The organism is Adlercreutzia equolifaciens (genome assembly GCF_029076695.1).
Taxonomy (GTDB): domain Bacteria; phylum Actinomycetota; class Coriobacteriia; order Coriobacteriales; family Eggerthellaceae; genus Adlercreutzia; species Adlercreutzia equolifaciens_A.
Genome location: NZ_JARFIK010000001.1, coordinates 1,087,359 through 1,113,309, shown reverse-complemented (window position 1 = coordinate 1,113,309; position 25,951 = coordinate 1,087,359). Strand labels below are relative to the sequence as shown.

Genomic DNA, 25,951 nt, shown 5'->3' with positions numbered 1-25,951 from the left:
TTTTCTTTCCGGGACGGCGATTACTCCCGTCCGCGTTCCCCTGTGATGAAAATATGTTTTTAGCGTCGCAACTTCAATATTTTGTAATGTTAGCACGATATTTGCTAATTCATTTAATGATAGATTACGCCCCTTATTCACGTTCGTCAAGGAGCATTTATGACTTCCTTGCCTCCCTGCTCCCCTGCAGAAATGTCCTGCAACACACCCCCCGCAAAAGACGCGTTCCTCATTCGGCCAGCCACTCCCGAAGACGTCAATCGCATTGCCGCTTTGGCCGAGGAAGCCGATATGGGAGAACTCTCCGATCGGGGCGTTACCTGGGTGGCTGAACGCGACCACCACGTCCTCGGCTTCATCCGCCTGCTGGAAGACGCGGGCCAGTGGTACGTCAACCCCGTCGTTGTCGATAGCTCCCATCGCCGCGAAGGCTTAGGTGCGGCCTTGATGCGTTTCGCCCGCCAGCGCTATGGCGAACTGCGCTTCGTGGCACGCGGCTACGCCGTGCCGTTCTACGAGGCCTTAGGCTGCGAAGATATACCCTGGGAAAGCATCGCTCCCCTGGTGGCCGATGACTGCGACGGGTGCAGCATGCTTGCCACCTGCCACCCGCAACCCATGCGACTCCCCTAGCATCGCCTCCATCTCGCCAGAGCAAGCACGCAAAAAGGCCCGCTCCCTCCCCGAAGCGGGCCTTATCATCTGAGCCGCCCGCCAAGACGGGCGGCCTCCAGATTCTCTAGCGCTGACGCTGCGGCTCCGGCGCCGGATCGGCCGGGCCGGCATAGGTCTGCACAATGCCGGCGTAGGTGCGGGCCTCGTCGCCCACCACCTCCAGGTCGGTATCCATCCAATGGCGACGGCGAATGGCCACCAGCGCCCAGTCCTTGGCCGTGCCCTTGATGTAGTTCTCGTCGTTAGGCTCGCCCATGGCCCACAAATCCCCATTGGGCAGCGTCAGCTCCAAGTACATGGGGATTTCAGGGTTGAAGGTCAGACCGTTCACGTTGTACATGTTGGGACGACCCTGCCAGGAAAGGAACAGGGTGGAGGTGATACGATCCTTCACCACCGGATCGATGCCCAGGGCGTCGTAGATGTCTACGGAATGGGCCCACAGCTCCATGAGGCGCGCCGAGGCCAGCGAACGCACCGACATGGGCGGAATGCCCGCAGCCCACGGCACACGGCCCTTCGGACCCGCCTCCATGAAGGCGGCATCCATCAGCGTGCGCTGCTCGCGCCACCAGTTCAGAATCTCGGCGCCGCTCTTATCGCGATAGGCCAGCACGTGATAGTGCTCGTCCTGCTCGGAGGCAGCGTCGGCCACGGCGTTCACCGACTCGCCGCGCCCAGCCAGAAGCTCCACGGCACAGTAGTCGAAAAACGCAATGTGGCAAATGACGTCCTTGAGCGTCCAGGTGTCGCAATAGGAGGCCATACGGTTCCAGTCGTCCTCCGTAAAGTCGGCCACCAGCACATCCACGGCAGCCTGCTCGGCAATCAGATCATCAACCGGATTAAAAATCTCTGCCATCACTCTCTCCTTACTAAGTAAGTTTCACTTACGCTTATTCAACAATGGTTGCGCGCAGAGGGGCGCGGGGTGGTGCTCACCAAGCGAGTTCCGCAGCGAACGAAACAGCCCAGTGGGCTGTTTCGCCGAGCGAGGACTGTTTGAGCGACTGAGCACTACCCCGTGGCCCGACCTCGAGGAGCCCCTAGTTTTTAAAGGGCTTCTGCAGCGCGCGGCCGGCGATGTGGATCATGATCTCGTCGGTGCCGGCGCCGATACGGTAGACGCGCTGATCGCGCCAGATGCGGGAGATGCGGCTGTCCTTGGTGTAGCCGATGCCGCCCATGATCTGCAGGGCCAGGTCGCACACCTCGAAGGCAGCGCGGCCGCAGTACAGCTTGGCGCAGGCGGAATCCACCATCACCGACTCGCCGCGATCGATCATGGAAGCGCACTTGAACACCCAGTTGCGCATGTTCTCGATCATGATGTACATATTGGTGATGTGCTCCTGGATGAGCTGGTTGTTGCCAATGGGCTTGCCGAACTGGATGCGCTGGGTGGCATAGCGCACGGCATCCTCGTAGACGCACTCAGCGGCACCCAGGGACTGGGCACAGGCCAGCACGCGCTCCACCTCGAAGTTCACCATGGCCTGCATGAAGCCCTGGCCCTCGACGCCCACCAGATCCTTCTCCTCCAGCTCTACGTCGTTGAGCGACATCTCGCAAGTGTTGCCCATGTTCCAGCCGATCTTCTCCAGCGGCTCCATGGTGATGCCGGGCATCAGATTGCCCTCGTCGTCGTGCAGCTGCACCCACCACATGGAGAACTTGGAGCGGTTCGCCTTGTCGTTGGGGTCGTCGTCGGCGTTGCGCGCCACGCACAGCATGTACTTGGAGTTGAAGGCGTTGGTCATGAACGACTTCGAGCCGTTCAGGTACACCTTGCCGTCGCGACGCTTGAAGGTGGTGGCCAGCGAGCTGGAGTCGGAACCGGCGCCGGGCTCGGTGAAGCCCAAAACGAAGCCGGGCTTGCCGGCCATAACCTCGGCGAAGCACTGTTCCTGCTGCTCGGGGCTGCCGAACTCGGTCATGTCCTTCAGCGAGCACAGGTTGCCGTACACGTAAATGGGAGCGCCGTTCTTGCACACGCGCTCGGCCACCAACATGAGCGTGGTCACGTCCACGGGCGTACCGCCGAACTTCTCATCGACGCCCAGCATCTGGAAGCCGTTCTCCAGCAGCGCATCGGTGAACTCCTGGGGCCACTCGTGCTTCTCGTCGCACTCCTTGAAGTAGTCCTCGGTACCGTAGCGCTCCATGAGCTCGTCGAGACTCTCAAGCAACAGCTCCTGCTCATCGGTCAGAATCATGTCCATGCCCACGTCCTTTCTCATCTGCACCCTCTCCCGCAACGGGAAAGTAATGCCGCGTGCCTTGCTCCTTCTCTACGGAAATCAATCCCTGGGCCAGCAAGTGATCGAGGTGCGCCGCGGTCTCGCCCACGATGATCCACCGCTGGATAATGGGAACCTCGTCCCAGTGCTCGTAGGGAATGTTCCAATGAATAGTCTTAGCAATTTCCGTGCCAGTGGCGCCAGGATAGGCCGCCACGGCTGCTTCCACCTCGCGCAATCGCTGGCGATGGTGGTCGAGCAGCCAAGCAATGCGGCCATGCAGACGAGATGCGGGCGCCTTGGCGTCGATGGCGCCGTGGCCCATAAAACCGCGCAGGGGGCCGAGCCCGTCTATCTTCTCCAAACTAGTCAGATAGTCGCCAAGGGAATCAGGCTCATTCGGGAAGGGCGCCATGTTCGGCGACGTGTTCTCCAGCATGTGATCGCCGAGAAAGACGATGTCGCGGTCGCGCACGGCCAGGCACAGATGACCTGGCGTATGGCCCGGCGTGGCCACCACGTCCAGCGTATAGGGCCCAACGGAAAGCACGTCGCCGTCGGCCACGGTCTCAAACGCCTCGGGCATGGGCCACTGCGCACGAGGAATCAGTCGGGCATCGGTGCGGGCCAGCACCTCCAGATCTTCCGCGGGGAACCCCTCCTCAATGAGGCGGCGCTTCATAGTCCCCCGATAGGACGCCTCTCCGCGAGCCCGGAACAGCACCTCGTCGGGCGCTGAAAGATAGATGCGCGTGGTAGGAGCCGCCAGAGCGGCAGCCAAACCGAGATGATCGATATGGAAATGCGTGAGGAAGATATCGGTGCGCGCCATATCCACCTTCAGCTCTTCCAAGGCCCGCGACAGCACCGAATAGGACGCCTCGTGGCTGGTACCCGTGTCGATGAGCAGATCGCGCTCTTCCGTGCGCAGCAGGTAGGCGTTGGTAAAGTCGATGGGCGTGCCCTCTGAGAAGGGCACCTGGATGAGATAGATCTCGGGATCGTCGGAAAGCTTCTCGTGCAGCCGAGGGGCCGCCTGGGCTTTATGGGCGTCGAAGTACTCCTCGATGCGCGCCTTGCGCACTTTGCCCGCGCTGTCGCGTCCCATGTCGTCCATGAACACCACGTAACGGGGCTTTTTATAGCTGGCCAGCGTTTGCTTGCAGTGCATCTGCACGTCAGCGGCCGTCAACACCGCCCCGGGCGCCGGCTGCACCACAGCGGCCACGGCCTCGCCCATGACGGGATCGCTGGTACCAAACACCAGGCAGTCGTCGATGGCCGGATGCGCGCGCAGCACATTCTCCACCTCGGCCACGAACACGTTCTCGCCGCCCGACTTCACCATGTCCTTCTTACGGGAGCGCATGAAGAAATAGCCCGCTTCGTCTTGGGACATCATGTCTCCCGTACGAAGCCAGCCATCGGCCGTAAAAGCAGCGGCAGTCAGATCGGGCTGACCGTAGTAGCCCTCCATGGCGGCCTCGGTCTTGATGAGGGCCTCCCCCACCTCGCCGACGGGCACTTCACGCCCCTCGTCGTCGACAATCTTCAACGACGCATAGGGCATGGGTCGGCCGATGCTGCCCAAAAGCGGCGAGTCCTCGGCCAGCATCTGGCGGGTAATGCGCAAACTCGTGCCCGTGCCGCTCTCCGATTGGCCCCACCCGTAATTCAGCTCCGCGTTGGGAAACTGCGCCAGCACGCCCTCGATCATGGAACGCGTAGTAGCCCCGGCTGCACTCTGCACCAGGCGCACCGAACTGAGGTCGTACTGATCGATGACGGGACAGCGCGTCAGACGCTCATAGGTAGTGGGCGGCAGCAGAATCACATGGGTGACGCCATAGGCCGCTATGTCGTGGAGGATGCGCTCGGCATTGAAAGCCGCGCAGATGATGAGGGTTCCGCCTGTAGCGAAAATGCTGGTGAACCAGCTATGACCCCCATGATGCTCCAAGGGACACTGCACCAAGGCGATGCTTCCCGGGCTGGCGGCCATACCGTTGGAGGCCGTCACCGAGGCCAGCTCGACCAAATCGGCCCAATGGGTGCGCGCCGCCCCCTTCGGCAGCCCCGTCGAGCCGCCCGTGTACTGAATGCGGCTCAAGGCCTCGGCGTCATGGAACATCAGAGGTTCGTCACTGGCGCAACGGGCCAGGACCTCCTCCGCGTCCACGGCCCCCTCGGCCGCACCGCCCACGCAAAAGCACCGCACGGGGCGCTCGAAGCCCAAGGCCGCCTCGGCCACCAAATCGGCGAACTGCGCGGAGAACACCAGGGTTTCGGCCCCGCTCGCATTGACCAGGAAGCCCACCTCCCGCGCAATGAGCTTGAAATTCAGCGGCACGGTCACTGCCCCGATCTTCTGAGCCGCGTAGTACACCTCCATGAGCTCAGGGCAGTTGGGCAGCAGGTAGGCCACTCTATCTCCGGGGGTTACCGCCGCTTCCTCCCGCAACAAATGGGCGAAGCGGTTCACGCGCTCGTTCATCTGCCCGTAAGAGATGCGCTCCCCCTCGAACACCATGGCGCACGCGTCCGGGTTCGCGCGCACGCAGGCCAAAAACGGCTGCGCCACATTATCGTACTCGGCAAATTCCATTCCTCGTCCTTCCCCTGCGCTTGCCCCGGCAAGCAGGCAATCTCGGTACCTCTCCCGCGTCTCCCCCTTCGAGACCGCAGGCGTACAAGAAAGGGGCCCTCGAGCGAGGGCCCCGGCGGAGCTATTTCGCGAACCGCTCCATGGTCTTGGCGTAGGCCGTGGTGGTGGTGCAGAAGGGAGAGGCCGTCGACTCCGCTTCCAGGCACGCATTCAGGTTCTCGTCGGCCAGCGAATTCATCAGCGTCTTGGTAATCTGAATGGAGGCATCGGGCATGCTGGACACCTGGCGGGCGAAGGCCAGCGTCTCCTCCTCCAAGGAGTCAGCGGCAAACAGCCGGTTGACGAGGCCCCACTCCTTCATCTGGGCCGCGGGAATCTTGCCGCCGATGAACAGCAGCTCCTTGGCCCGCTGGGCGCCCACCAGCTCGGGCAAGTACTTCATGATGGCCATCTCGGGAATGATGCCGATCTGGCAGAAGGCCGGCACGAACTGGGCACGTTCCGATGCGCACACCAAATCGCTGGCTAACACCAGGGCAAAGGCGCCGCCCACGGCGTAGCCGTCCACCATGGCCACCACGGGCTTGGCGATGGAGCGCAGCGTGCGCACGGCCCGCAGGTAGCGGCGCAGGGTCTTGCGGGCCGATTCCGGGGTGGGCTTCGAGCCATCGCCCTGATTGAGGTCGCCGCCGCTCGAGAAGTTCTCGCCCACGCCGCGCAGCACGACCACACGCACCGCATCGTCGTTGTCCGCGGCGGTAAGCAGATCGGACAGCAGGTCCATCATCGGCGCCGAAATGGCGTTCTTCTTCTTCGGCTGGTTGAGATATATGACTCGGATGCCGTCGCCGGCATCCTCGGCGTAGACGACGTCGAGCTCTTCGTTCACGGTCATGACTTGCTCCTAGAGGGCACAGGCCGCCACATAGCCGGCCTTGGTGGCATCGGCGATACGACCGGGATTGTCGCAGTCGCCCACCAGGTACACTTCTTTCACGGCCGGCTTGATCTTTTCGCCCAGCTCGCGATTCGGGTCAAGGCCCAGGGTCAGGGCCACGGTCTTGGCAGGAATGAAGATCTTCTTGGCCTCGCCCTCCTTGTTGGTCTGGATGGCCTCCACGCCGTCCTCCCGGATAGCAGTCACACGCGTCAACGGGTAGAGCTCCACGTTCTCGGCCTTCTTGAAGCTGCTCGTCAAACCGAAACGCTCGGACGGGCTCACATCATAGCCGATCTTCTTCTTTTCTTCGATGATGGCGGTCTTGCGACCGGTCTCCATGCACAGATGGCCCAACTCGCAGCCGGGCAGGCCGCCGCCCACGATGGCAATGTCGCGGCTGATGGGCCAGTTCATCTTGGCCGTCATGTCGCGAGCGAACGCCGGGGTGTAATAGTGCTTCAGGAACATGGCACCCGCGCCCCACATGAAGTTGTTGAACGCCCCCTTCTTGCCCTGGGGCTTGTGGCCGTTCAGCATTTCCAGGAAGTCATGGGAGGAGATGACGTTCTTGCCGTCGGCACCGGGCACATCCAGGCCGATGGGCGCGCCGCCCACGGCCACGATGGCCGCATCGGGCTTCACGGACTGCACCAGCGCCGGCGTGACCTCGGTGTTGAGGTGCACGGTGATCTCGGGGTGCTTGCCCATCTCGTGGATCATGTAGTCCAGATAGCGCTCATGATAGGGGCTGAAAATGGAGCTCATCTTCACGCAACCGCCCAGGCGCGGGCCCATCTCGTACAAATCAACCGTGTGCCCGCGCTGAGCCGCCGTGAGGGCCGCGTTGATGCCGGCCGGCCCGGAGCCCACCACCATTACGCGCTTTTTCTCCTTCGCCGGCGGGTACATCTCGTGGAGCAGCTCGGGGCCCAGATGGGGGTTCACGCCGCAGTACACCAGCGAAAGGCCGCGAGACACCACGTCGTCGATGCAGCGGCAGCACACGATGCACTTGCGCATATCGGCCGTGCGGTCCTCCATAACCTTCAGCGGCAGCGCCGGGTCGGCAATGGAGTAGCGCAGACCGGCGATGACGTCGCACTTGCCGTCCTGCAGGTTCTGCTCCATCACCGTGGGGTCGGTGTTGCGGTAACCCTGGCCCACGGGCTTCTTCGCCACCGATTTAATCTGCTTGGCGATGTACATCCAGTGGCCGTCCTCAATGCCCTTGGTGGTCAGCGGCACGCTGGTCTCATGCCAGCCCACGGACAGGTCGTGCAGGTCAAGTCCGGCTTCTTCCATCCACTGGGCAATTTGCAGCGACTCTTCCATGGACAGGCCCGGGCCGTTGTCGGTCTTGATGAAGTCCAGGGGCGACCAGCGCACCACAATGGGATAGTCGGGGCCGACAATATCGCGCACGCCGCGAATGACCTCGAGGGTCAGGCGGGCGCGGTTCTCCAGGCTGCCGCCGTACTGGTCGGTGCGGTTATTGGTGGCCTGGCTCATGAAACGGCTGAGAATGCCGCCCACGCCCGCCATGACCTCGACGGCGTCGAAGCCGGCCTCCTTGCATACCTTCACGGCGTTGAAGAACTGAGCCTTGAAGGCCTCGATCTGCTCGAGGGTCATGGTCTTGAACCCGCCCATCATGGGGATGACGGCAATCTCGGAGGGACCGTAGGGGCTCTCCTTGGTTTCCGCGTCGGGCTTCCAGTCGTGCACGTAGTAGATCTGCGCGCAAATGAGGCCGTCATGCTTGTGCACCGGCTCGACCATGTACTTCTTCAGCTCGGGGATGCAGGACTCGTCATAGGCCATGGGCAGAGGATGCAGGCCATCGCCCTCGAAGCGCTGCCAGGGGCAGATGGTCTGGATGATCATGCCCGTGCCGCCGGCGGCGCGCTCCTCCAGATAGTTGGCCAGCATCTCAGTGGGATGATTGTCCTTGGTCACATAGCCCTCGCCCGGCGACATCGAAGTGGTGATCATGCGGTTTCGCATCGTCACACCGTTCACCTTCAGCGGCGATCCGAGAATGGGGTACTCTTTGCTCATTCCTGCTCCTTCATCTTAAAGCTCTTGCGAGCGCCTTACCAATTAACCCAGACGAAATTCCACGCCCATGCCCCCGCGGGGGTAGTTCCACGACTTCACCACCGTGTCGCCCACAGCCACCAGACAGGTGCCGCACTCCAGGCAACCGGCATAGTCGAAGGTCAGCTCGCCGTTCTCATCGATCACGTAGAGCCCGGCAGGGCACAGTTTCACCAAACGCGCGATCATGGCCGGATCGGCGTCCTTGTCCACCTCGATGTGGGCGAACTCCTCATCAACGTGGAACTTGTCCACGGCGAGCTTCTGCTCGACGGTCATATCCTCCATCACAGCGCCTTCACTCCCTTCCGCGCGTCCTTGGCAATATTCAGCAGACCCACTTTCTTCACCGCTCCCATGGCCTTCTTCTTAAGCGGCACCGGGTCGCCGCCGTCCACGGTGAACAGGCCGGCCATGATCTCGTTGAGCATGGGACCGTAGTCGGTGAACATGCGGCGGGTCTCCTCCATGAAGGCCGGGAACTTCGCGTAGTGCTTCAGATCCTTCATGATGAAGCTGTCGTCCAGCTTGGCCGTATAGGCGGCCAGGGTCTGGGCGCTGAAGTCGTCCTTCTCCTTAGCGGCCAGCACGGTCTCGGCAGCCAAGCGTCCCGACTCGATGGCGAAGTCCATGCCGCGCACGCAGTAGCCGGTGTTGAGCCCCAGGGCACCGGCGTCGCCGGTAATGAGCACGCCGTCACGCACCAGCTCGGGCACACCGGCCAGGCCCCCCTCGATGACCATGCGGCCGGTGTACTCGCGCATGTCGCCGCCCTCGATGAGGGGCGCCACCACCGGATGGGCCTCCAGGCGCTTGAGCATCTGGGGCACGGTGATGTCGCTGTAATCGATGTCGCCAATGGTGGTCACCACGCCCAGCGAAATGGAGTCCTTGTTGGTGTAGAGGAAGCCACCGCCGATATGGCTGTCAGTAGGGTCGCCCACGAACAGCCAGGCGCAGCCCTCTCCGGCCTTCACGCCGAAGCGGTCCGACACCGTTTTCTCATCCAGCTGGATGGTCTCCTTAGCGGCTACGGCATACTTATGGGGATCCAACTTGGGCACCATGCCCAGTTTCTGGCCCAAGAGCGACACGGCGCCGTCGGCCAAGATGGTCACGCGGGCGTACATGTCGTCCTCACCGGCGCGCACGCCGCGCACCACGCCGTCCTCGACGATAAGATCGTCTACGCGAATCTCATTGACGAACATGGCGCCCTCGGCCTCGGCCTGCTCGGCCAGCCACTGATCGAACGGCGCGCGCAGCACCGCATAGGAGGCGCAGGCGGGCTCGGCCAACGCCGGACTCGTGTAGTCCACCGTCGTACCCTCGGTCTCAGTCAGGAACGACAGGCGCTCCTTGGTAATGACGCGCTCCACCGGCGCCGACTCCGCGAAGTTCGGAATGACCTTCTCAAGGCTGTGGCCGTACAGACGGCCGCCGGTCATGTTCTTGGAGCCGCTAAAGGGGCCGCGCTCGATGACCACCACCTCGCAGCCGGCCTTGGCCAGCACATAGGCGGCCGTGCAACCGGCCAGGCCACCGCCGACGATGACCGCGTCGAATACTTCTTCGTCCACTCGATCTCTCCTTCTCTCGATGCTTATGGGGCATGCGGGAGGGCCAGACCCACGTTTCAAGGCCCTGCGACGATGCGCCTATTTCTTCCAGGCGCGATGGGAAATGCTGATAGTCAACGGCACCAGGACCACGCCCAGGGCGTACATGGCGATGACCACCACAAAGCACAGGTCATAGGAGCCCGTGGTGTCGTAGATCATGCCGTAGACCACAAAGGAAATAGCGGTGAACACGAAGATGCCCGTAGACACCCAGGAGTAAATTTGGGAGTAGTTCAGCGAGCCGAAGGACTCGCGCGCCAGCATCGGGGCAATGACCGTCAGGCCCGCGTAGCCACCGCCGAAGATGACCATGCCCGCATAGAACATCGCCACGTTCGAGCCGGCCAGGAACGCCAGCAAAATGCCGATGCCGCCGGCAGCTGCCGCGATGATGCCCGTATAGCGCACGCCGATGCGGTCGTTCAGGGCGCCCAGGATAAGCTTGAACACGATACCGCCCACCATCATGATGGATACGGCCATGGCGCCGGCAGCGGCACCCAGCTCGGTGCGGGCGCAGAAGGCGGGGATCTGCTGGAAGAACGCGGCGCACATCACGAAGATGCCGGCCACAAGCACCAGCATGTAGAGGCCCGGGGAGCGACGAGCCTGGGCCATGGTGGCACCGCTCTCGTAGGTCAGCTCCTCTTCCTTCTCCACGGCCGACTCGCCGGGCTTGTGCTCGGCGCCCACGGGCAGAAGCCCCATAACCGCCGGGCTCTTTCGCACGAAGAGCACCGTCAGCACCACCGAAAGCACCGTGGTGAACAGCGACATGATGGCGCGGGCCGTCTGCCAGCCATAGGCATCGATGAGGCCCTGGCCCACGGGGCTGGCAATAGCCGCCAGCAGCGACAGGGCCGCCGCCGTAATGGAGATGGCAATGCCGGCGTTCTTCTCGAACCAGGTGTTAATGAGCACAGGAGCGGCCAGATACATAAAGAAGCCGGCCGTAATACCGAAGATCACGCCGTAGAGGTTCCACTGCCACAGCTCGGTGGCGTAGGCGCTGGCCCAGGACGCCAGGCCGAACAGCAACGAGATGCCCGCCAAAATCCAGCGAGGGTTGCCCTTCTGCAAGAGCTTTCCTGCAAAGGGGGCGACGACGGCCGACACCAAGGGCTGGATCGTTCGATACATGGTGGTGTCCGTCTGGGTCCACCCGAACTGGTCCATAACCGGCGCTACGAAGATGCCCGACGTGTTGGCGATGACGCCCGTGGGGATGGAGTAGAACCCCAAGCATCCCAGAACCACGAGCCACGCCCACAGAGTACTGCGCTTCTGCATTGCGTTCATTGCACACCTCCTGCCCGAAGGCTTGAGAAGATGGATACCGTTAGCAAATGCATCAGCAAATACCGTGCCAAACTATGAGAGCGGGGCCTCCAACTCCTCCTCGCAGGGCACTGCCGCCTTGCTTTCAGCGACCTTCCAGCAGCGCTGGGAAAGCTTCACCGTCAGCGGACAGAGCAGGGCCGATACCAGGTAAATGGCAATGACCAGCACGTAGTCCACCGTGAAGCTGCCCGTTACGTCGTACAGGAACGCAAAGGCGAAGGATCCCAGGGCGCTCGCCACCGAGATGGCCATGCACACGTAGGAGTAGATTTCCGAGAAATGCGCCGTTCCGAAGCCCTGGCTGCCCAGCATGGGCGACACGATGGACAGGGAGGAATACCCCAGTCCGTAGATACCCACGCCCAAGAAGAACAGCGCGGCACTCTCGCCACTAAAAAGGGCGATAAGCACCCCGAGCGCGCCCCCGAAGCCGGCAATCATGCCCGTCGGCACCGCGCCGATGCGATCGGCGAGCCAGCCCAGCAGCGGCTTGCCGGCCACGGTGCCCAGCATGATGGCCGAGACGGCAAAGGCGCCCACTTCCGCCCCCAGGGGACCTACGGCGCAGGCCGAGGGCACCTGCTGCATGAAAAATGCCCCCATGGAGAAGCAACCCGCTACCACCATGAGCAGATAGAGCCCCGGCGAGCGCAGGGCCTGGGCCACTGTAGCCCCTTCGCGCACGACCGTCTCGGTGCCGACATGCTCCTGCAAGGGCACCGCACGGCCATAGTTCTCGTCCGCTCCATAGGGCAGGACGCCCATGGACTCGGGAGAGGGGCGCAGCAGAAGAGCCGTCAGCCCCGCGGACAGCACCATACAGGTCAAGCTTGTCACCAGGCGCGCCGTCTGCCAGTCATAGGCGGAAATGAGCATTTGGGTCAGCGGGCTGGCCAGAGCGCCGAACACCCCAATGCCGGCGCTGGCAATGCCAATGGCGAAACCGCTGCGCTGCACGAACCAGCGATTGATAATGGTGGGCACCGCCAGGAACAAGATGAATCCCGCGCAGAAGCCATAGACCACGCCGTAGACATTCCACTGCCAGGGCGCGTCGAAGAAAACACAGGCAGCCGTAGAGAGCCCGATGAGCAGAGAGATCCCCGTCAGCACCCAGCGAGGATTGAAGCGGGCCAGCACCATGCCGGCAAAGGGCGTGACCGCCGCGGCCACCAGCTGCTGGATGGCCATGTACAGCGTGGCCTCCGTGCGGGACCAGCCGAACTCTTCCATGACCGGCGTAGCATAGATGCCCGCCGTATTGCCCACAACGCCCACGGGCAGCGCATAAAAGGCCAAGCAGGCAACAACAATCACCCAGGCGTAATTCACCGATGCCGTTTTCCTCACCATCTGCGTCCCTCTCCCGAAAGAGAGAGCGGCCCCTCCCGGCCGCTCTCTCCAATGAATCTCGATCGCTGCGGTTTAGCCGAAGGGGGTCTCCTCCTTCTTCAGCAGCTTCTCGTCGTACATGGCCGCAATCTGGTCAGGCGTGGCGCCCAGCTCCTCAAGGATGTCCTCGTTGTCGGCGCCCACCAGCGGCATGCCGCGCCAAATCTGGCCAGGGTTGTTCTTCAGCTTCGGCACGATGTTCACGCCGCGCACCGTCTCGTCATTGAAGGAGTTCTTCCACTCGGTGAAGCTTTCGCGGGCGATGTAGTGCGGGTCCTTCTCGGCGATGGCGAAGTTGTAGATGCGGCTGGCCGGTACGCCGGCATCCAACAGGATGCGCTCGGCCTCTTCCGAGTCATGCTCGCTGAAGAATTTCTCCATAGCCGCCTCAAGCGCATCGCCGGCCTCGCTGCCGAAGGCCACCACGGGGGTGCCCACGGGGAACAGGTCGCTGCCGTACTCCAAACCGAAGGCCGGGATGGCCTTCTTAACCACGCCGGGTCCCAGGATAAGCACGTAGATGGGCACGCCGTCCTTGCAGATGTACGTGCCGTAGCCGGCCGAAGAGGTGGAGTGCGAGCCCTCGCGCACGGGCAGCGCGCCGGTGTTCAGGTAGTTCACCGCATAGAAGCCCTCGCAGCGCAGCATGGACTCGTACTGAGCCACGTCCACGCTCTCGCCCTGGCCCGTCTTCTGGGCGTTGATGTAACCTGCCAGTGCGCCCACATCGGCCATGAAGCCGGCGTAGTAGTCGGACACCTGAGGGAAGGCCAACACGGGCAGACGATCCGGGAAGCCGTTCATTTCCATGAAGCAACCGAAGGCCTGGCCGATACCGTCGAAGGAGGCGCGGCCGATGTAGTCGGGATCGCCGGTCTGGCCGAAGCCGGAGATGTGCACGATGGTCAGGCGCGGGTTGATCTCCCACAGCACCTCGTCGGGCATACCCCATTTGGCCATCTGACCGCCGCGGAAGCCGTCCATCAGGATGTCGGCGTCTTTCAGCAGCTCGAAGAACCACTCGCGACCAGCGCCCTCTTTCACGTTCATGCACAGAGAGCGCGTGTTGCGACGCTCCATCTGGGTGCCCCAGCCCTGGAGCGCCTCGCTGGTGGGACGCGAGGTGTCGCGGCCCATCGGGCTTTCGACGCCAATAACGTCAGCGCCCAAGTCGGCCAGCAAACCACAGGCGAAGGGGCCGGCAATGGCCATGGTCAGGTTGACCACCTTCACACCCTTCAAGGGACCGAACTGGGGGCACTCTTTTGTTTTCATACGCTCCTCCTTTTGATAGGCTGCAAAAAGCAGCGGGATGACGTCATTTCTCGCAAATTCCGTGCCAACCTGGCACGGAATTTGCGGCAGAAAGAACATCAACACCGTCGACATCCTTGAAGAAAAGGAGGTCCTATGGCTCTCATGGCCAAATCCGCACCCAGGCCCGCTCCCTGCGAGAGCGCCTGCATCCAACTGGAAATCACCGAGCCCGTTATGCCCGTAAGCCTCAATATCGAAGTGCCGGGCGGTCGCACGGAGCGCGTTATCGCCCAAGGCGTTCGCCTGCCGTTCCACCATACGGCGCTCTACTCGACGGCGGACGCCTACCAGATGGCCGCCGAGTTCCATATCGTCCTGGGCGAGCGACCCTTGGCCCGTGACAACGTAGATGCGTGCCGCGTGCGCGTGCGCAATCTGAAGTGGAGCGGCGCCGGCGTTCCCAAGATCGAAGTGGACTTCGATATCGACAAGGACGGGCGCATCACCATCGCCGCCGCCAATAAAGATAAGAAGAGCACCGAGCTTCTGGCCCATATCGAGCAGCCCCGCATTTCAGCGCAGACCCTGGCCCAGGCTGTGGCCGACGCCGAAGAGCACGAGCAGGAAGACGACCAGCACCGCGCCAACATCGACACCATGCTCGTGGGATATTCCCTGCTTGATCAGGCCTTCGAGCGCTTCAGCCTTGCCAAGCGCCGCATGGATTTCGGCCGCAAGCGCGCCTACAAGGCTGCGCGCAAGCGCCTGCAAACCGCCCTCCAGGTCATGCCGCCCGAGGCCACGGCGGCCACCATGGCCGAGCTGGAAAACGCTCTTGATGCTTTCAGAGCGCGCTATGACGACATGGAAGAAGATTACCTGCGCGTGAAAAGCTGGTGGGGCAAGCAATAGCCTGCCACTGCTTCTTCTGCGTCGACAACGGGCCGCTCAATCGAGCGGCCCGTTTTACTCTGCGCCTCCCTCTTGGCCTGCAAACGAAATGGCCAGCGAGGCCATGCGCCATCGGCCTTCCTCTTCGCGCACCAGCTGCGCCGCATAGCGGCCGAAGGAAAAGCGATTTTCCGCTCCGCCAAAGTGCAAGGAACCGTCAAAACCCTCCCAGGCCCAGAGCACGCAGGTCACCGCCGCACAATCAGGAGCCGTAAAAGCCACTTCGAAATTCGACACCACATGGGTCGAGGACTTCAAGGCGCCCAGCAGTCGGCCATAGACCTTGGCAATACGGGCGCGCCCGATCAGGGGCGCCGCACCCGGAACTTGCAGCTGGCCGTCTTCGGTAAAGAGCTCCGCTACCCCCTCGGCATCCCGTGCATCCACCTGGTGCGCATAGGACACCAGCACGGCCTCGACGGCCTGCCTATCCTCGAGGCGCTGCACGCGTTCCTCAAGGGAAAGCGCGTCCGATCCGTCGCTTCGCTTCTCTTCTTTCCGATAGCAGCCCATCGCCGATACTCCTTTTCCTCACTACCTTTTCCTAGACCGACAAGAAAGGCCCCCGCCGAGGCGGGGGCCTTATCGGGTCGAGTTTGCAGCCTCAACCTCTTCGTAGGATTATCGAGCCTACTTGTTCGCCCACGCGCGACGGCCCATGGGCACGATGACCAGAGCCAGGATGATGATCAGCACGTAGAAGATGATGTTCATCCAGAAAGCACCGGCGTAGGAGCCCGTGATGTCGAAGATCTGGGCATAGATGATCGCCGAGAAGCCGGAGAACACGTTCAGGCCCGTAGCAACCAGAGCGAATACGGAAGAGTAGTCCTTGTCACCGAAGGCCTGCTGGCAGGTCAGCGGCGGAACCACGTTCAGGGCCGAGTAGCCGATACCGAACAGAGCAACGCCCACGTAGAAGATCGTGGCGCTGTCGCCGGAAATCAGAGCCACAGCGGCACCGGCGCCGCCCAGAACGCCGGCCACCACACCGGCAGCCTTAGCGCCGAAGTGGTCGGAGATCCAGCCCAGACCGAACTTGCCGGCCATAGAGGTGATCATGGCAATGGACACGGCCATAGCGCCCACCGCGGGGCCCAGGGCATCCACGGTAGAGGCGTAACGGGAAAGCTGCTGCACGAAGGAAGCGGAGATAACGAACATGCCGGCCATCAGCACGAGGAGCCACAGAGCGGGCTGCTTCAGCGCCTCGGCGCGAGTCAGACCAGCGGTCTCCTTGACCTCGGTGATGTTGGCCTCGGCGCTCTTGGCGCGATCGGCCTCAGCGGCATCGTAGCCCCAGGGCTTCACACCCATCTTCTCGGGAGACTCACGCAGCAAGAGGAAGGTAACACCAGCGCCAATAACCAGCACGATCACGCCGGTGATGATACGGGCGGTGTGCCAGCCCATGCCGGAGATCCAGCTCTGCACAATGGGGCTCATGATGGCGCCGAACAGCGACACGAACACGCCGATAGCACCGATAACCGTACCGTTGCTCTTGGCGAACCAGCGGTTGACCATGGTGGGCGTACCGATGTACATCCAGAAAGCGGCAGAAGCGCCGTAGAGCACGCCGAACACGTTCCACTGCCAGGGGGCATCGAAGAACGCGCAGGCAATCCACGACAAGCTGAAGACCAGCATGGCAGCGGTCATGATCCAGCGCGGATTGTACTTGGCGATAATCTTGCCGGCGAAAATGGTGACGATAGCCTGTACCCAAGGCTGAATGGACATGTACAGCGAAGCGTCCGTCTGGCTCCAGCCAAACTCATCGATGACCGGGGTCAGGAACAGACCCGAGTGGTTGGCGGCAAAGCCCAGCGGTACGGCATAGAACGCGATACAAGAGATCGCAATTGCCCAGGCGTAATTGCTGCCCTTAGTTGAAGTTCCCATTCTTTCTCCTTATCTCTGATCGCCCGGCCTGCAAACCGAACGACGTATCACTAGCAAAAACCGTGCCTGCCGCCTTCTCTGCAACGAAGTCGCGGCTACCGTTTTTGCTAATTACCCTCCAAAGGGGCGGTCGGAACCGCCCCGGTTTCCCTACAGGGATCGAAAGGGCTTATTCCCCTTTCTTGAGCACGCCCTTCTCATACAGAAGCTCGATCTCCTCGGGCGAGTAGCCGAACTCCTCCATGATGTCGCGGGTGTCGGCGTCGTACTTGGCACCGCCGCGCACCACCTGACCCGGATGCTTCTTGAAGCGCGGCATCATATTTACCTGCTTCACGTCTTTCTCGGTGATCTCGTCGTAGACGTCGATGAACACCTCGCGGGCCTGATAGTGCGGATCCTCCAGCATCATGGCGTAGGTCATGTGCGGGCTGACGGGCACGCCCATCTCGGAGAAGGTGCGGTTGACCTCCTCCACCGTGTGCTCCTCGCACCACTTGTCCAGCGCGGCGCGGAACTTGGCCGCGCGCGGCGGCAGCGGCTCGTCCAGGCTCTTGCAGCCCGGGGCGCGAGTGATGGAAGCGTAGGAGCCCAAAGGTTGGAAGTCGGGGTCTTCGGCGAAGCCGAGGAACTCCACCAGCTTGCGCACAGGGCCGGCACCGCCCACGGCCACCTGGCAGTAGCCGTCCTTGCACTTCTGGGATCCGGCGCAGGCGCCTACCAGGTCCTCGTTGCCGATGCGCATGGGCTGGATGCCATGGTTGATGCCGTCGGACAGCGTGGCGCCCTGGATGCGCACCAGAGACTCGAACTGCGTGCAGTCGATGGACTCGCCCTCGCCGGTCTCACGGGCGCGGATGACCGCAGCCAGGGTGGCCCAAGCGCCCATGAGCGCCGTGGCGAAGTCGCCGGTGAAGGGCTTGGTCACGTTCGGCGGGCAACCCGGGAAGCCGTTCAGATTGGAATAGCCCGAGAAGGCCTGGCCGATGGGGTCAAAGGAGGCCTTGCGCACGTAATCCGGGTCGCCCCAGTTACCGAAGCCCGAGATGTGCAGAATGACGAGAGCCGGGTTGGCCTCCCACAGCACTTCGTCGGTGAGGCCCCACTTGGCCCAGGTGCCGCCCTTGGAGGACTCCACCAGCACGTCGGCCCACTTCACCATTTGCAGCAGAATTTCCTTGCCCTCGGGCGAGGGAATGTTCAGAGTCATCATGCGCTGGTTGCGGCGATCCACCGACCAGGCGTCGCCGTACATGCGGTACATGTCAGGCGCCATGGTGCTCTCCAGCTCGATAACGTCAGCTCCCTGCTCGGCGAACAGCTCGCACACAAAGGGCGCGGCAATGACAGCGCCGGCGTTCAGAACCTTCAGGCTCTGCAGATTGCCGAACTTAGGACGCTCCGATGATTTCATAAGCACTCCTCCTAATCTGGCGGCCCGCGAAGGGGTCGCAGTCGTGCCGCCGAGCGGCATTGGTCCCTGACCCTGCTTTAGCAACAAGCGTGCCAACGTTTACCGAAACGCCTCTCCTGGCGTAGCAATTGCCGGCCCGAGTTCCCCATGCAGCAAAGCAGCGGCTCGCGCCCTTTCATGGCTGTTTGGACCTGCCGAGGGCGCCTTCTTCCCGTCAAGCAAGTTTCGTGCCAGAAAAGAAGGACAGCGGGAACAAGCTCCCGCGTGGCCGATCTCGGATTAACGTCCTGCATTCGCTTTTATCTATGTCGCATTCCCCCTGCTCCGTGCTACCCTGTTCGAAACTATCAGCGGAAAGGAAGCGCGAGCACTACCATGATCATTGGCATCACTACCACCCTGAACGAGGCCGACGGCTATCAGCGCGTCAACGTCGAATACATCAACCGCGTGGCGGCAGCAGGCGCTACGCCGGTGCTGCTGACGCCGGTTCCTGGGGGTGCCGAGGTGAATCGCCGGCAGGCCCGCGCGGTCATCGACAGCCTGGACGGCCTGGTCATTACCGGCGGCGGCGACATCCACCCGCGCTACTACGTGCCCGCGCCCGACGACAACCGCGACGGCATGGCCATGGAGGATGTGGCCCATCTGGGCTGCGGCTCCTCGTCCTCCTCGCGCTGCCGTTCTACCGGCGCCGAGGTGCCCTTCTGCGGTCACTACGTGCCCGACTCCGCCTTCGAGCAGGCCATGGGCGCGCTGCCCGACGTGGACGAAGTGACGGAGCTGGACGGGCGTCACGTGCTCTCGGCTTCCGATAGCCCGCGCATCCCCTGCCTGGACGGCCTGCTGGCCGTCAGCGAGGACCGCGACGGCTTCGAACTGGAGCTGGCGAAGCTGGCCCACGAGCGCAAAATGCCGACCTTGGGCATTTGCCGCGGCATGCAGGTCATGAACGTGGCCCTGGGCGGCAGCCTTTACCGCGACCTGTACAACTGCGGCGTCACGGGCATCGGCCACCGCCAAGAGCCGCCTTACGACCGCACCACCGACACCGTGCGCATTGCCGCTGGCAGCCTTTTGGCCGGCACGCTCAGCGCCGCCGGCACCTTCCCCGTCAACTCCATGCACCACCAGGGCATCGATCACGTGGCAAAGCCGCTGCTGGTCAGCGCCCGCTCCAGCGTGGACCGCGTGGTGGAGGCCGTGGAAGACCCGGCCCTCCCCTTCTATCTGGGCGTGCAGTGGCACCCCGAGTACCTTGACCGTCACCGCGGCATCTTCCGCGCCCTGGCCGGTGCCGCCGAGCGCTACGGCGCCGAGCGCGGCTAGCGCAGGCCCATGACCCGCGCAGCCAACGGCTCTCCGACCGCCCAGGACCCCGCAAAGGCCCCACTTCTAAACGGCGAGCCCTTCATTCCCTTCCCCGAGCCTTTGCGCGAGGGCGTCATTGTGGCGCGGCCGAACCGCTTCATCATGGACGTGGATTTCGGGGAGGGCCCGGTGGTGCGCTGCCATTGCCCCGCGGTATCGCGCATTGGCGGACTTGACCTGGCGGGACGCCCCTGTCTGGTGTCCGATAGCCATAACCCCAAGCGCAAGATGCCCCTGACCGTGGAGGCCTACTCCTTGGCGCGGCCCGAGGACGCGGTGAAGCCCTGGATTGGCATTAACCAGAACGCCTCGAACCGCTACGTGGAGCAGTTTCTGCGCGAAGGGGCGCTCGACGCCGTTACGGGTCCCGTAAGCACCGTGCGCCGCGAGGTGCCCCTGGGCGATTCGCGCCTTGATTTCCTGGTGAACGACAACTTGTACCTGGAGGTGAAAACGCCCCTGGTGCAAATGCAGACGGAGATCCCTGCCTACGTGCCGCGGTTGCCCGAGGCCCCCTTCAACTCCACCGAGCGCTCCCTGCGCCACCTGCGCGAGCTGGCTGCCTCGCTGGAAACCAATGAGCGCGCCGTCATCCTGTACTGCCTTTACTACGACAACTTCGGGTTTCGCTTCTACCACGGCACCACCTACGACGAGGTGCTGGCAACGGTGGATACCTGCCGCGCCGCTGGCGTGGAGCTGTGGCAGGCCGACTTCAGCGTCAGTCCCGAAGGGGTTTCCTTGCAGACGTGCTATCCGCTAGAGGAATGGTAGGCACCGGACACGCAGCCGAACGCACGGTCGCGCCCGTGCCAGGCAACGCGCCACAACATTAAGAAGGGTCCCTTCGGGGACCCTTCGTTCGTTAACGCTACTTGGTGATGCGCACGGCTTGCCGCATCCCGCGGCTTAGGCCACTTCTTCTACCTCGACCACGTCGAAGTCCTCTTCCCCATGGTGCGGGGTATAGCCACGATCGTCGGGAATGACGAAGATGAACACCAGCGAGCTGATGAGCAGGAAGAACGGGTAGAACAAAAACGGCATGATCTGGAAGGCCGACACCGCATAGCCCAGCTCGGTGCAAGCAGAAATGGCCACGAGCATTTGAGCGCCGTAGGGAATGACGCCCTGGAACACGCAGGAGAAGGTGTCCAGCAGCGAGGCCGTCTTGCGGCGCGAAATATCGTAGGTCTCGGCCATTTCGTGGGCGATGGGGTTGGCCATGACGATGGCCACGGTGTTGTTGGCCGTGGCAATGTCCATGGCGCCCACCAGCAGGCCCATGCCCAGCTGGCCGCCCTTGCGACCCTTGAACACGCGCTTGATGCCGTTGAGCAGGGCCACAAAGCCGCCGTTCTCGCGGATGAGCGCGCAGATGGCGCTGACCAGCACCGCCACCATAGTAGTCTCGAACATGCCGGCGGCCCCGGTTCCCATGTTGCCCAGCAAGTCCGTAGCGGGCACGGCTCCCGTAGCCACCACCACGACGGATCCCACCACAATGCCCGCCAGCAGCACGATGAACACGTTGATGCCCAAGATGCCGCCGATAAGCACAATCAGATACGGAATGAGCTCGATGAGGTTGTAGTCGTTCTGCACCGTGCCCGTGATGTTCTCGCCCAGAGACAGCACCAAAATGATGACCAGCGTGACCAAAGCCGCCGGCAGGGCAATCTTGAAGTTCTCGCGGAACTTGTCGCCCATCTTGCAGCCCTGGCCCTGGCAAGCCGCAATGGTGGTATCAGAAATAAAGGACAGGTTGTCGCCGAACATAGCGCCGCCCATAACCGAGCCCACGCACAGAGGCAGGCTAAAGCCCGAGGCCGCCGACACCGCCGCGGCAATGGGCGTGATCAGCGTAATGGTGCCCACCGACGTGCCCATGGCCAGCGAAACGAAGCAGCTGACCACGAACAGCACGGCCACCGAGAACTCGGCGGGAATGATCGAGAGCATAAGATAGGCCACCGACTCGGCCGAGTCGCGACCCACGGTGCCTACGAACACACCGGCGGCCATGAAGATGAGGATCATGGTGACGATGGTCTTATCGCCAATGCCGCGACCCATGATAGTAAGCTTGCGGTCAAAGGACACCTTGCGGTTCTGGAAACAGGCCACCAAAAGCGCAATCAGGAAGATAACCACAATGGGAATATTGTAGAAGCCCATGGAAATGCCCATGCCGTACTCGAACATAATACCCAGGCCCAAGTAGAGCACCAGGAACACCCCAATAGGCAGAAGCGCTGCCACATTCCCCTTTTTATCCGCCATGTACTTCTCTTTCCCTCTTATCCAACGCTCTTGCGAATGCGATCGACCAGTATAGCGCACCCGTCGCGGCCCTAAGCAGCAAAAAGGGCACCCTCCGAAGAAGGTGCCCCTAGGTCGCGCAGACGGTTGTCTGAGCCGCCGGCCTACTTGCCGGCGTTCTCGATGGCACGCTCGCGATCCTCGAGGTTCTCCTCGCGGATGTCGGTAGCGTGTTTGTCGTGGGCCGCGTTGGCAATGGAGATGATGGCGCCCGACAGCGCGAACAGCGCGATGGCGTTGGGGATGACCATCAGCTGGTTGAACATGTCGGCCAGCTCCCACACCAGATCGTTGGACAGAATGGAGCCCAGGAAGATGAACACCAGGGCAATGATGGTGAAGGGCATGATAGCCTTCTTACCGAAGAGCCACTCCACATTCAGCTTCGCGAACAGGTTCCAGGAAAGAATGGTGGAGAAGGCGAAGAACAGCAGGCAGATGGCCACGAACCAAGCGCCCGGATTCTCGCCGAAGAACTGACCGAAAGCCAGCTGGGCAATGTTGGTCTTAGTGACCGTCTCGGTGGTGAGGGTCATGTAGTCGCCCGTGGCCAGCATGCCGTCGCCCACGTAGAGCACCGACAGCACCACCAGCGCCGTCATGGTAACCACCACGATGGTATCGATGAACACGCCGATCATAGCCACAACGCCCTGCTCGTGCGGGGTCTTCACCTCGGCCAGCGCGTGAGCGTGCGGGGTGGAGCCCATGCCGGCCTCATTGGAGAACAGGCCGCGCTTCGCGCCCTGGCTAATGGCGGCAATGATGCCGAAGGTGGCACCGCCCACGGTAGCCTCGGGGTTAAAGGCGCACTCGAAGATAAGGCCGAAGGTAGCCGGAATGTTCTGCGCGTTCATGATGAGCACGATCAGCGAGCCCACCACATAGAGGATGGCCATGATGGGCACGATCTTCTCCGTCACCGAAGCCAAGCGGGCCACACCGCCGATGAACACGATGCCGGCCAAGATGACCACGATGATGCCGATAAGCCAAGTGGGTACGCCGAAGGCGTTGTTCATGGTCTCGGCGATGGAGTTCGACTGCACCATGCAGCCCATGAAGCCCAGAGCCAAAATGATAGCCACGGCGAAGAAGCCGGCCAGGAACTTGCCCAGACCGCCCTTGAAGGCCGTGGTGATGTAGTACACCGGACCGCCGTGCACCGTGCCGTCGGCGTCAACCACGCGAGTCTTCTGCGCCATAACGGCCTCGGCGTAGTTGGTGGCCATGCCCAACAGCGCGATGATCCACATCCAGAAGATAGCGCCGGGGCCGCCGATGATGATAGCGCCGCAGGCACCCACGATGTTACCAGTGCCGACCTGAGCCGCAATAGCCGTGGACAGCGCCTGGAACGACGTCATGCCGCCACCCTGGTTGCCACCGCGCAGGCTGAAGTTGCCGAACATGCGGCGCCAACCTTCGCCGAAGCAGCGGAACTGAATGGCCTTGGTGCGGATGGTGAACCAAATGCCCATGCCCAAAAGCAGGATGATCAGCACATAGTTCGAAAGATAATTGTTGATGGTGGTAACGATACCAAGCAATGCCTCTTCCACGTTCTTCCCTTCTTCGTCTTACGCGAAAACTCGGGAGAACGCGCCCTTAAGAGAGGGCCGCACTCGCTCTGTCCGTTTGCCTGAGAGATTCGGCGCCGCTTGCAGCGGGCCTTGCACCTTCGGCACTCACTTAAGAGTTCTCCAGAGTTTTCTCCGCCTCCGGTTCGGACGCCCCACAGCGCTCCGTCCCGAAGACATCACAGAAATAATGCCGCCCTATTATGCGCCCTGACACGCTATCAATCAATAACTAATTCGCCCAACGTTTCATGCGGCGCAGAACGTGCCGCCAGCGGCAGGAGCACACCGTCTGTCCGCGCGGGAGGGGCCGGGCCCGTCGTCTGGCCACCCGCTTCGCTACTTCGCCTTCGGCTCAGGCGCTGCGCTCCCTCATGTTTTTATGGAGCGGCCTTTGGCCGCGGAAAAGACGGCGTTCAGAGAGGCCTGCCGACGGGCCCGGCCCCTCCCGCGCTACCACATAGTACTGGCGCCTTAAGGCGACCCTCGATCTCCATGCCGCAGCAGAGGAATCGAGGGTCGCCTTCGAATGATTACTAGGCCAGACCTAAATCTTTGCAAGCTGCGTTTGCAGCAACATATCCTGTCGTACAAGCAGCACCTTGCCCCGATCCACCATGCAACCCATAGGGATAGTCGTTAAACTGCATGGAACCATTGTCAATGCCGCACACAAACAAGCCCTTGATGGGGAGATCGTCGTGACCAATCGCTCGCGCCTCGTAATCTCCCCGCACGCCACCACAGGTACTATAGGCGCAAGCCTCGACTTGAACCGCATAAAACGGCTTCTTCTCTAACGGCGTCATAAGCGCAGGATCAGCTCCGAGGGGGTCACGAGAGCCACCCCCCTTTGCCCTATTATTGTAGTCTTCCACCGTTTCAACCAACGCCTTTGGATCAACCCCCATGAGTTCAGCAAGCTCCTCAAAGCTATCGGCCTTCCAAACAAAGTCGCTGCTTTCAACCAAAGATCGAAACTCTCCGCTCCCAACACCCATGAAGGCAACGAACTTATTAAGCTTATCCTCGCCCTCATAGGCCTCAACATGCGCCTCATCAAACAACGTAAAGACCTTCGACTGAGAAGCGATTGCCGTGTTGAGACGGGAGGTATCGGCGTCTTCCGCAAGCGTCTCATTGTAGAAGCGCTTGCCGCTCTGATTGACCATGGGGAGCGTTTTGCCTATTTCTAGCGGATACCGATAAGCGGGCGGCCACTGAGTGAAAATCGACAGCATGCTACTCCAGCTTTCTCCGCACGCCTTCGAAAGTCCATACATTACTGCAGACGGCGCCTGGGGCAACGCACCTGCTGTCAGCGCCATATTAATACCGTCACCATCTTGACCATCAAACCCCAGAAATACAACTCGTTCACTAGGAACGCGAAGCCGCTCGGCGCACATTTCCGGGTTTTTCCCGAATCCACCCGTAGCGAGCACCGTCGCTTTTGCATTAATACGCACGAGATCGTCTCCGCTTTTTGCGTAAACGCCCCCAACCCCCTCGTCATCGAGAATGATATTCACGGCAGGAGACTCTAGGCGAAAATCCAAATTATCGAGCGTCTCCCCATAGGCCCAAAGCGGCTTGAGCATACCTTCGCCGTTGTTTGTCCAATTTCCTGCCTCGTCAAAACAGCTCAGAAGGGAGCCCTGACCACCAGTCGACATCGAAGCCCCATGGCTTATAGCCCAATCGAGAGCTTCTCCAGAATTGTCCAGGTAGCACCAAATCCCCGGTGCATAAGCACCCCAATTGTGCCACTGCATGTAAGCTTCGAACTCAGCCTGCAAGTCTGCGGGCCCCTGCGCGTCAAGCTGTTCTTGAGTGTTGTACGCAAGCGTGCCCTCCGTCACCGTTGAAGTTCCTCCCTTGAGATTTGTCTTCTCGAGCCAGATTACACGAGCACCAAGCTCAGCTGCTCTAATCGCGGCATAGGTTCCAGCGGATCCCGAACCGCACACCACAACATCGCATTCCTCAGTGCGAGTCACATCCCTTTCATCCACTTCGACAAGTCGCGAAGAAAGAGGGCGATCCTCGCCCTTATTCGCACTGGTGCCCGATGCATCGGCGCCAGTGGACGGCAAACCGCCATTCGAAGGAGCACACCCCGCGAGGCCGACCGCTGCCACACTCGCACCAAACACTCCGCCCCCAACAATAAAATCTCTGCGCGATATTCCCTTGCCCATTGTTGACCCTCCTCTTTCCTAACTGGTTTATCGCATGC

General features: G+C 61.9%; 20 protein-coding genes and 1 riboswitch. Of the genes, 4 read left to right on the top strand and 16 right to left on the bottom strand.

Annotated features, from left to right (window positions below):
• Window positions 1–159: 159 nt before the first annotated feature.
• Window positions 160–633 (top strand): GNAT family N-acetyltransferase, encoded by a 474-nt coding sequence (locus tag PZH32_RS04395; RefSeq protein WP_275206446.1) that lies wholly within the window; start codon window positions 160–162, stop codon window positions 631–633.
• Between the two features lie 106 nt (window positions 634–739).
• On the opposite strand, the gene PZH32_RS04390 is transcribed toward PZH32_RS04395, so the two are convergent.
• From PZH32_RS04390 to PZH32_RS04345, 10 genes are all read right to left on the bottom strand, one after another.
• Window positions 740–1,537 (bottom strand): TIGR03084 family metal-binding protein, encoded by a 798-nt coding sequence (locus tag PZH32_RS04390; RefSeq protein ID WP_275206445.1) that lies wholly within the window; start codon window positions 1,535–1,537, stop codon window positions 740–742.
• Window positions 1,538–1,721: 184 nt separating this feature from the next.
• Window positions 1,722–2,897: an acyl-CoA dehydrogenase gene (locus PZH32_RS04385; protein WP_275206444.1), complete on the bottom strand. Its 1,176-nt coding sequence runs from the start codon at window positions 2,895–2,897 to the stop codon at window positions 1,722–1,724.
• On the bottom strand, window positions 2,875–5,520 hold the full coding sequence (locus tag PZH32_RS04380; protein ID WP_275206443.1) for an AMP-binding protein: 2,646 nt from the start codon (window positions 5,518–5,520) through the stop codon (window positions 2,875–2,877). Before PZH32_RS04380 ends, PZH32_RS04385 begins: the two co-directional genes overlap by 23 nt.
• A 121-nt stretch (window positions 5,521–5,641) precedes the next feature.
• On the bottom strand, window positions 5,642–6,415 hold the full coding sequence (locus PZH32_RS04375; protein ID WP_275206441.1) for an enoyl-CoA hydratase/isomerase family protein: 774 nt from the start codon (window positions 6,413–6,415) through the stop codon (window positions 5,642–5,644).
• Between the two features lie 9 nt (window positions 6,416–6,424).
• Window positions 6,425–8,518 carry an FAD-dependent oxidoreductase gene (locus tag PZH32_RS04370; RefSeq protein ID WP_275206440.1) on the bottom strand — a complete coding sequence of 698 codons (2,094 nt, stop codon included), beginning with the start codon at window positions 8,516–8,518 and terminating at the stop codon, window positions 6,425–6,427.
• Window positions 8,519–8,560: 42 nt separating this feature from the next.
• Window positions 8,561–8,845, bottom strand: coding sequence for a ferredoxin family protein (locus PZH32_RS04365; RefSeq protein ID WP_343074489.1), 285 nt, complete (start codon window positions 8,843–8,845; stop codon window positions 8,561–8,563).
• Window positions 8,845–10,137, bottom strand: coding sequence for an FAD-dependent oxidoreductase (locus tag PZH32_RS04360; RefSeq protein WP_275206439.1), 1,293 nt, complete (start codon window positions 10,135–10,137; stop codon window positions 8,845–8,847). Before PZH32_RS04360 ends, PZH32_RS04365 begins: the two co-directional genes overlap by 1 nt.
• Window positions 10,138–10,215: 78 nt before the next feature.
• Complete coding sequence (locus PZH32_RS04355) at window positions 10,216–11,478, bottom strand: MFS transporter (RefSeq protein ID WP_275206438.1); 1,263 nt, start codon at window positions 11,476–11,478, stop codon at window positions 10,216–10,218.
• A gap of 72 nt (window positions 11,479–11,550) precedes the next feature.
• A complete protein-coding gene (locus tag PZH32_RS04350) occupies window positions 11,551–12,873 on the bottom strand; it encodes an MFS transporter (RefSeq protein WP_275206437.1) in 1,323 nt (440 codons plus the stop codon).
• Window positions 12,874–12,945: 72 nt separating this feature from the next.
• Window positions 12,946–14,187 carry a CaiB/BaiF CoA transferase family protein gene (locus tag PZH32_RS04345; protein WP_275206436.1) on the bottom strand — a complete coding sequence of 414 codons (1,242 nt, stop codon included), beginning with the start codon at window positions 14,185–14,187 and terminating at the stop codon, window positions 12,946–12,948.
• A 135-nt stretch (window positions 14,188–14,322) separates the two neighbouring features.
• On the opposite strand from PZH32_RS04345, the gene PZH32_RS04340 reads away from it, so the two are divergent.
• On the top strand, window positions 14,323–15,081 hold the full coding sequence (locus PZH32_RS04340) for an Hsp70 family protein (RefSeq protein ID WP_275206435.1): 759 nt from the start codon (window positions 14,323–14,325) through the stop codon (window positions 15,079–15,081).
• A gap of 54 nt (window positions 15,082–15,135) precedes the next feature.
• Here PZH32_RS04340 and PZH32_RS04335 read toward each other — a convergent pair whose 3' ends face one another.
• The 3 genes from PZH32_RS04335 to PZH32_RS04325 all read right to left on the bottom strand — a co-directional run bounded on the left by PZH32_RS04335 (window position 15,136) and on the right by PZH32_RS04325 (window position 18,439).
• Window positions 15,136–15,633 carry a nuclear transport factor 2 family protein gene (locus PZH32_RS04335; RefSeq protein WP_275206433.1) on the bottom strand — a complete coding sequence of 166 codons (498 nt, stop codon included), beginning with the start codon at window positions 15,631–15,633 and terminating at the stop codon, window positions 15,136–15,138.
• Between the two features lie 117 nt (window positions 15,634–15,750).
• Window positions 15,751–17,025 carry an MFS transporter gene (locus tag PZH32_RS04330; protein ID WP_275206432.1) on the bottom strand — a complete coding sequence of 425 codons (1,275 nt, stop codon included), beginning with the start codon at window positions 17,023–17,025 and terminating at the stop codon, window positions 15,751–15,753.
• Window positions 17,026–17,194: 169 nt separating this feature from the next.
• Window positions 17,195–18,439, bottom strand: a complete 1,245-nt coding sequence (locus tag PZH32_RS04325) for a CoA transferase (protein ID WP_275206431.1) — start codon at window positions 18,437–18,439, stop codon at window positions 17,195–17,197.
• A gap of 375 nt (window positions 18,440–18,814) precedes the next feature.
• On the opposite strand from PZH32_RS04325, the gene PZH32_RS04320 reads away from it, so the two are divergent.
• Window positions 18,815–19,768 carry a gamma-glutamyl-gamma-aminobutyrate hydrolase family protein gene (locus PZH32_RS04320; protein WP_275206430.1) on the top strand — a complete coding sequence of 318 codons (954 nt, stop codon included), beginning with the start codon at window positions 18,815–18,817 and terminating at the stop codon, window positions 19,766–19,768.
• Between the two features lie 9 nt (window positions 19,769–19,777).
• Window positions 19,778–20,584, top strand: a complete 807-nt coding sequence (locus PZH32_RS04315) for a DNA/RNA nuclease SfsA (RefSeq protein WP_275206429.1) — start codon at window positions 19,778–19,780, stop codon at window positions 20,582–20,584.
• 135 nt (window positions 20,585–20,719) lie between these two features.
• Here the strand turns inward: PZH32_RS04315 and PZH32_RS04310 are convergent, their stop codons facing one another.
• The 3 genes from PZH32_RS04310 to PZH32_RS04300 all read right to left on the bottom strand — a co-directional run bounded on the left by PZH32_RS04310 (window position 20,720) and on the right by PZH32_RS04300 (window position 25,913).
• Window positions 20,720–22,093 (bottom strand): Na+/H+ antiporter NhaC family protein, encoded by a 1,374-nt coding sequence (locus PZH32_RS04310; RefSeq protein ID WP_275206427.1) that lies wholly within the window; start codon window positions 22,091–22,093, stop codon window positions 20,720–20,722.
• A 143-nt stretch (window positions 22,094–22,236) separates the two neighbouring features.
• A complete protein-coding gene (locus tag PZH32_RS04305) occupies window positions 22,237–23,694 on the bottom strand; it encodes an alanine/glycine:cation symporter family protein (RefSeq protein ID WP_275206426.1) in 1,458 nt (485 codons plus the stop codon).
• Window positions 23,695–23,752: 58 nt separating this feature from the next.
• Window positions 23,753–23,849: riboswitch (glycine riboswitch) on the bottom strand.
• A 399-nt stretch (window positions 23,850–24,248) separates the two neighbouring features.
• Complete coding sequence (locus PZH32_RS04300) at window positions 24,249–25,913, bottom strand: FAD-dependent oxidoreductase (RefSeq protein ID WP_275206424.1); 1,665 nt, start codon at window positions 25,911–25,913, stop codon at window positions 24,249–24,251.
• Window positions 25,914–25,951 lie beyond the last annotated feature (38 nt).

Bases quoted from the DNA above. Each gene is read 5' to 3' on its own strand.
- PZH32_RS04395 (WP_275206446.1), top strand. From the start codon at position 160: ATGACTTCCTTGCCTCCCTGCTCCCCTGCAGAAATGTCCTGCAACACA.
- PZH32_RS04390 (WP_275206445.1), bottom strand. From the start codon at position 1,537: ATGGCAGAGATTTTTAATCCGGTTGATGATCTGATTGCCGAGCAGGCT.
- PZH32_RS04385 (WP_275206444.1), bottom strand. From the start codon at position 2,897: ATGGACATGATTCTGACCGATGAGCAGGAGCTGTTGCTTGAGAGTCTC.
- PZH32_RS04380 (WP_275206443.1), bottom strand. From the start codon at position 5,520: ATGGAATTTGCCGAGTACGATAATGTGGCGCAGCCGTTTTTGGCCTGC.
- PZH32_RS04375 (WP_275206441.1), bottom strand. From the start codon at position 6,415: ATGACCGTGAACGAAGAGCTCGACGTCGTCTACGCCGAGGATGCCGGC.
- PZH32_RS04370 (WP_275206440.1), bottom strand. From the start codon at position 8,518: ATGAGCAAAGAGTACCCCATTCTCGGATCGCCGCTGAAGGTGAACGGT.
- PZH32_RS04365 (WP_343074489.1), bottom strand. From the start codon at position 8,845: ATGGAGGATATGACCGTCGAGCAGAAGCTCGCCGTGGACAAGTTCCAC.
- PZH32_RS04355 (WP_275206438.1), bottom strand. From the start codon at position 11,478: ATGAACGCAATGCAGAAGCGCAGTACTCTGTGGGCGTGGCTCGTGGTT.
- PZH32_RS04350 (WP_275206437.1), bottom strand. From the start codon at position 12,873: ATGGTGAGGAAAACGGCATCGGTGAATTACGCCTGGGTGATTGTTGTT.
- PZH32_RS04345 (WP_275206436.1), bottom strand. From the start codon at position 14,187: ATGAAAACAAAAGAGTGCCCCCAGTTCGGTCCCTTGAAGGGTGTGAAG.
- PZH32_RS04340 (WP_275206435.1), top strand. From the start codon at position 14,323: ATGGCTCTCATGGCCAAATCCGCACCCAGGCCCGCTCCCTGCGAGAGC.
- PZH32_RS04335 (WP_275206433.1), bottom strand. From the start codon at position 15,633: ATGGGCTGCTATCGGAAAGAAGAGAAGCGAAGCGACGGATCGGACGCG.
- PZH32_RS04330 (WP_275206432.1), bottom strand. From the start codon at position 17,025: ATGGGAACTTCAACTAAGGGCAGCAATTACGCCTGGGCAATTGCGATC.
- PZH32_RS04325 (WP_275206431.1), bottom strand. From the start codon at position 18,439: ATGAAATCATCGGAGCGTCCTAAGTTCGGCAATCTGCAGAGCCTGAAG.
- PZH32_RS04320 (WP_275206430.1), top strand. From the start codon at position 18,815: ATGATCATTGGCATCACTACCACCCTGAACGAGGCCGACGGCTATCAG.
- PZH32_RS04315 (WP_275206429.1), top strand. From the start codon at position 19,778: ATGACCCGCGCAGCCAACGGCTCTCCGACCGCCCAGGACCCCGCAAAG.
- PZH32_RS04310 (WP_275206427.1), bottom strand. From the start codon at position 22,093: ATGGCGGATAAAAAGGGGAATGTGGCAGCGCTTCTGCCTATTGGGGTG.
- PZH32_RS04300 (WP_275206424.1), bottom strand. From the start codon at position 25,913: ATGGGCAAGGGAATATCGCGCAGAGATTTTATTGTTGGGGGCGGAGTG.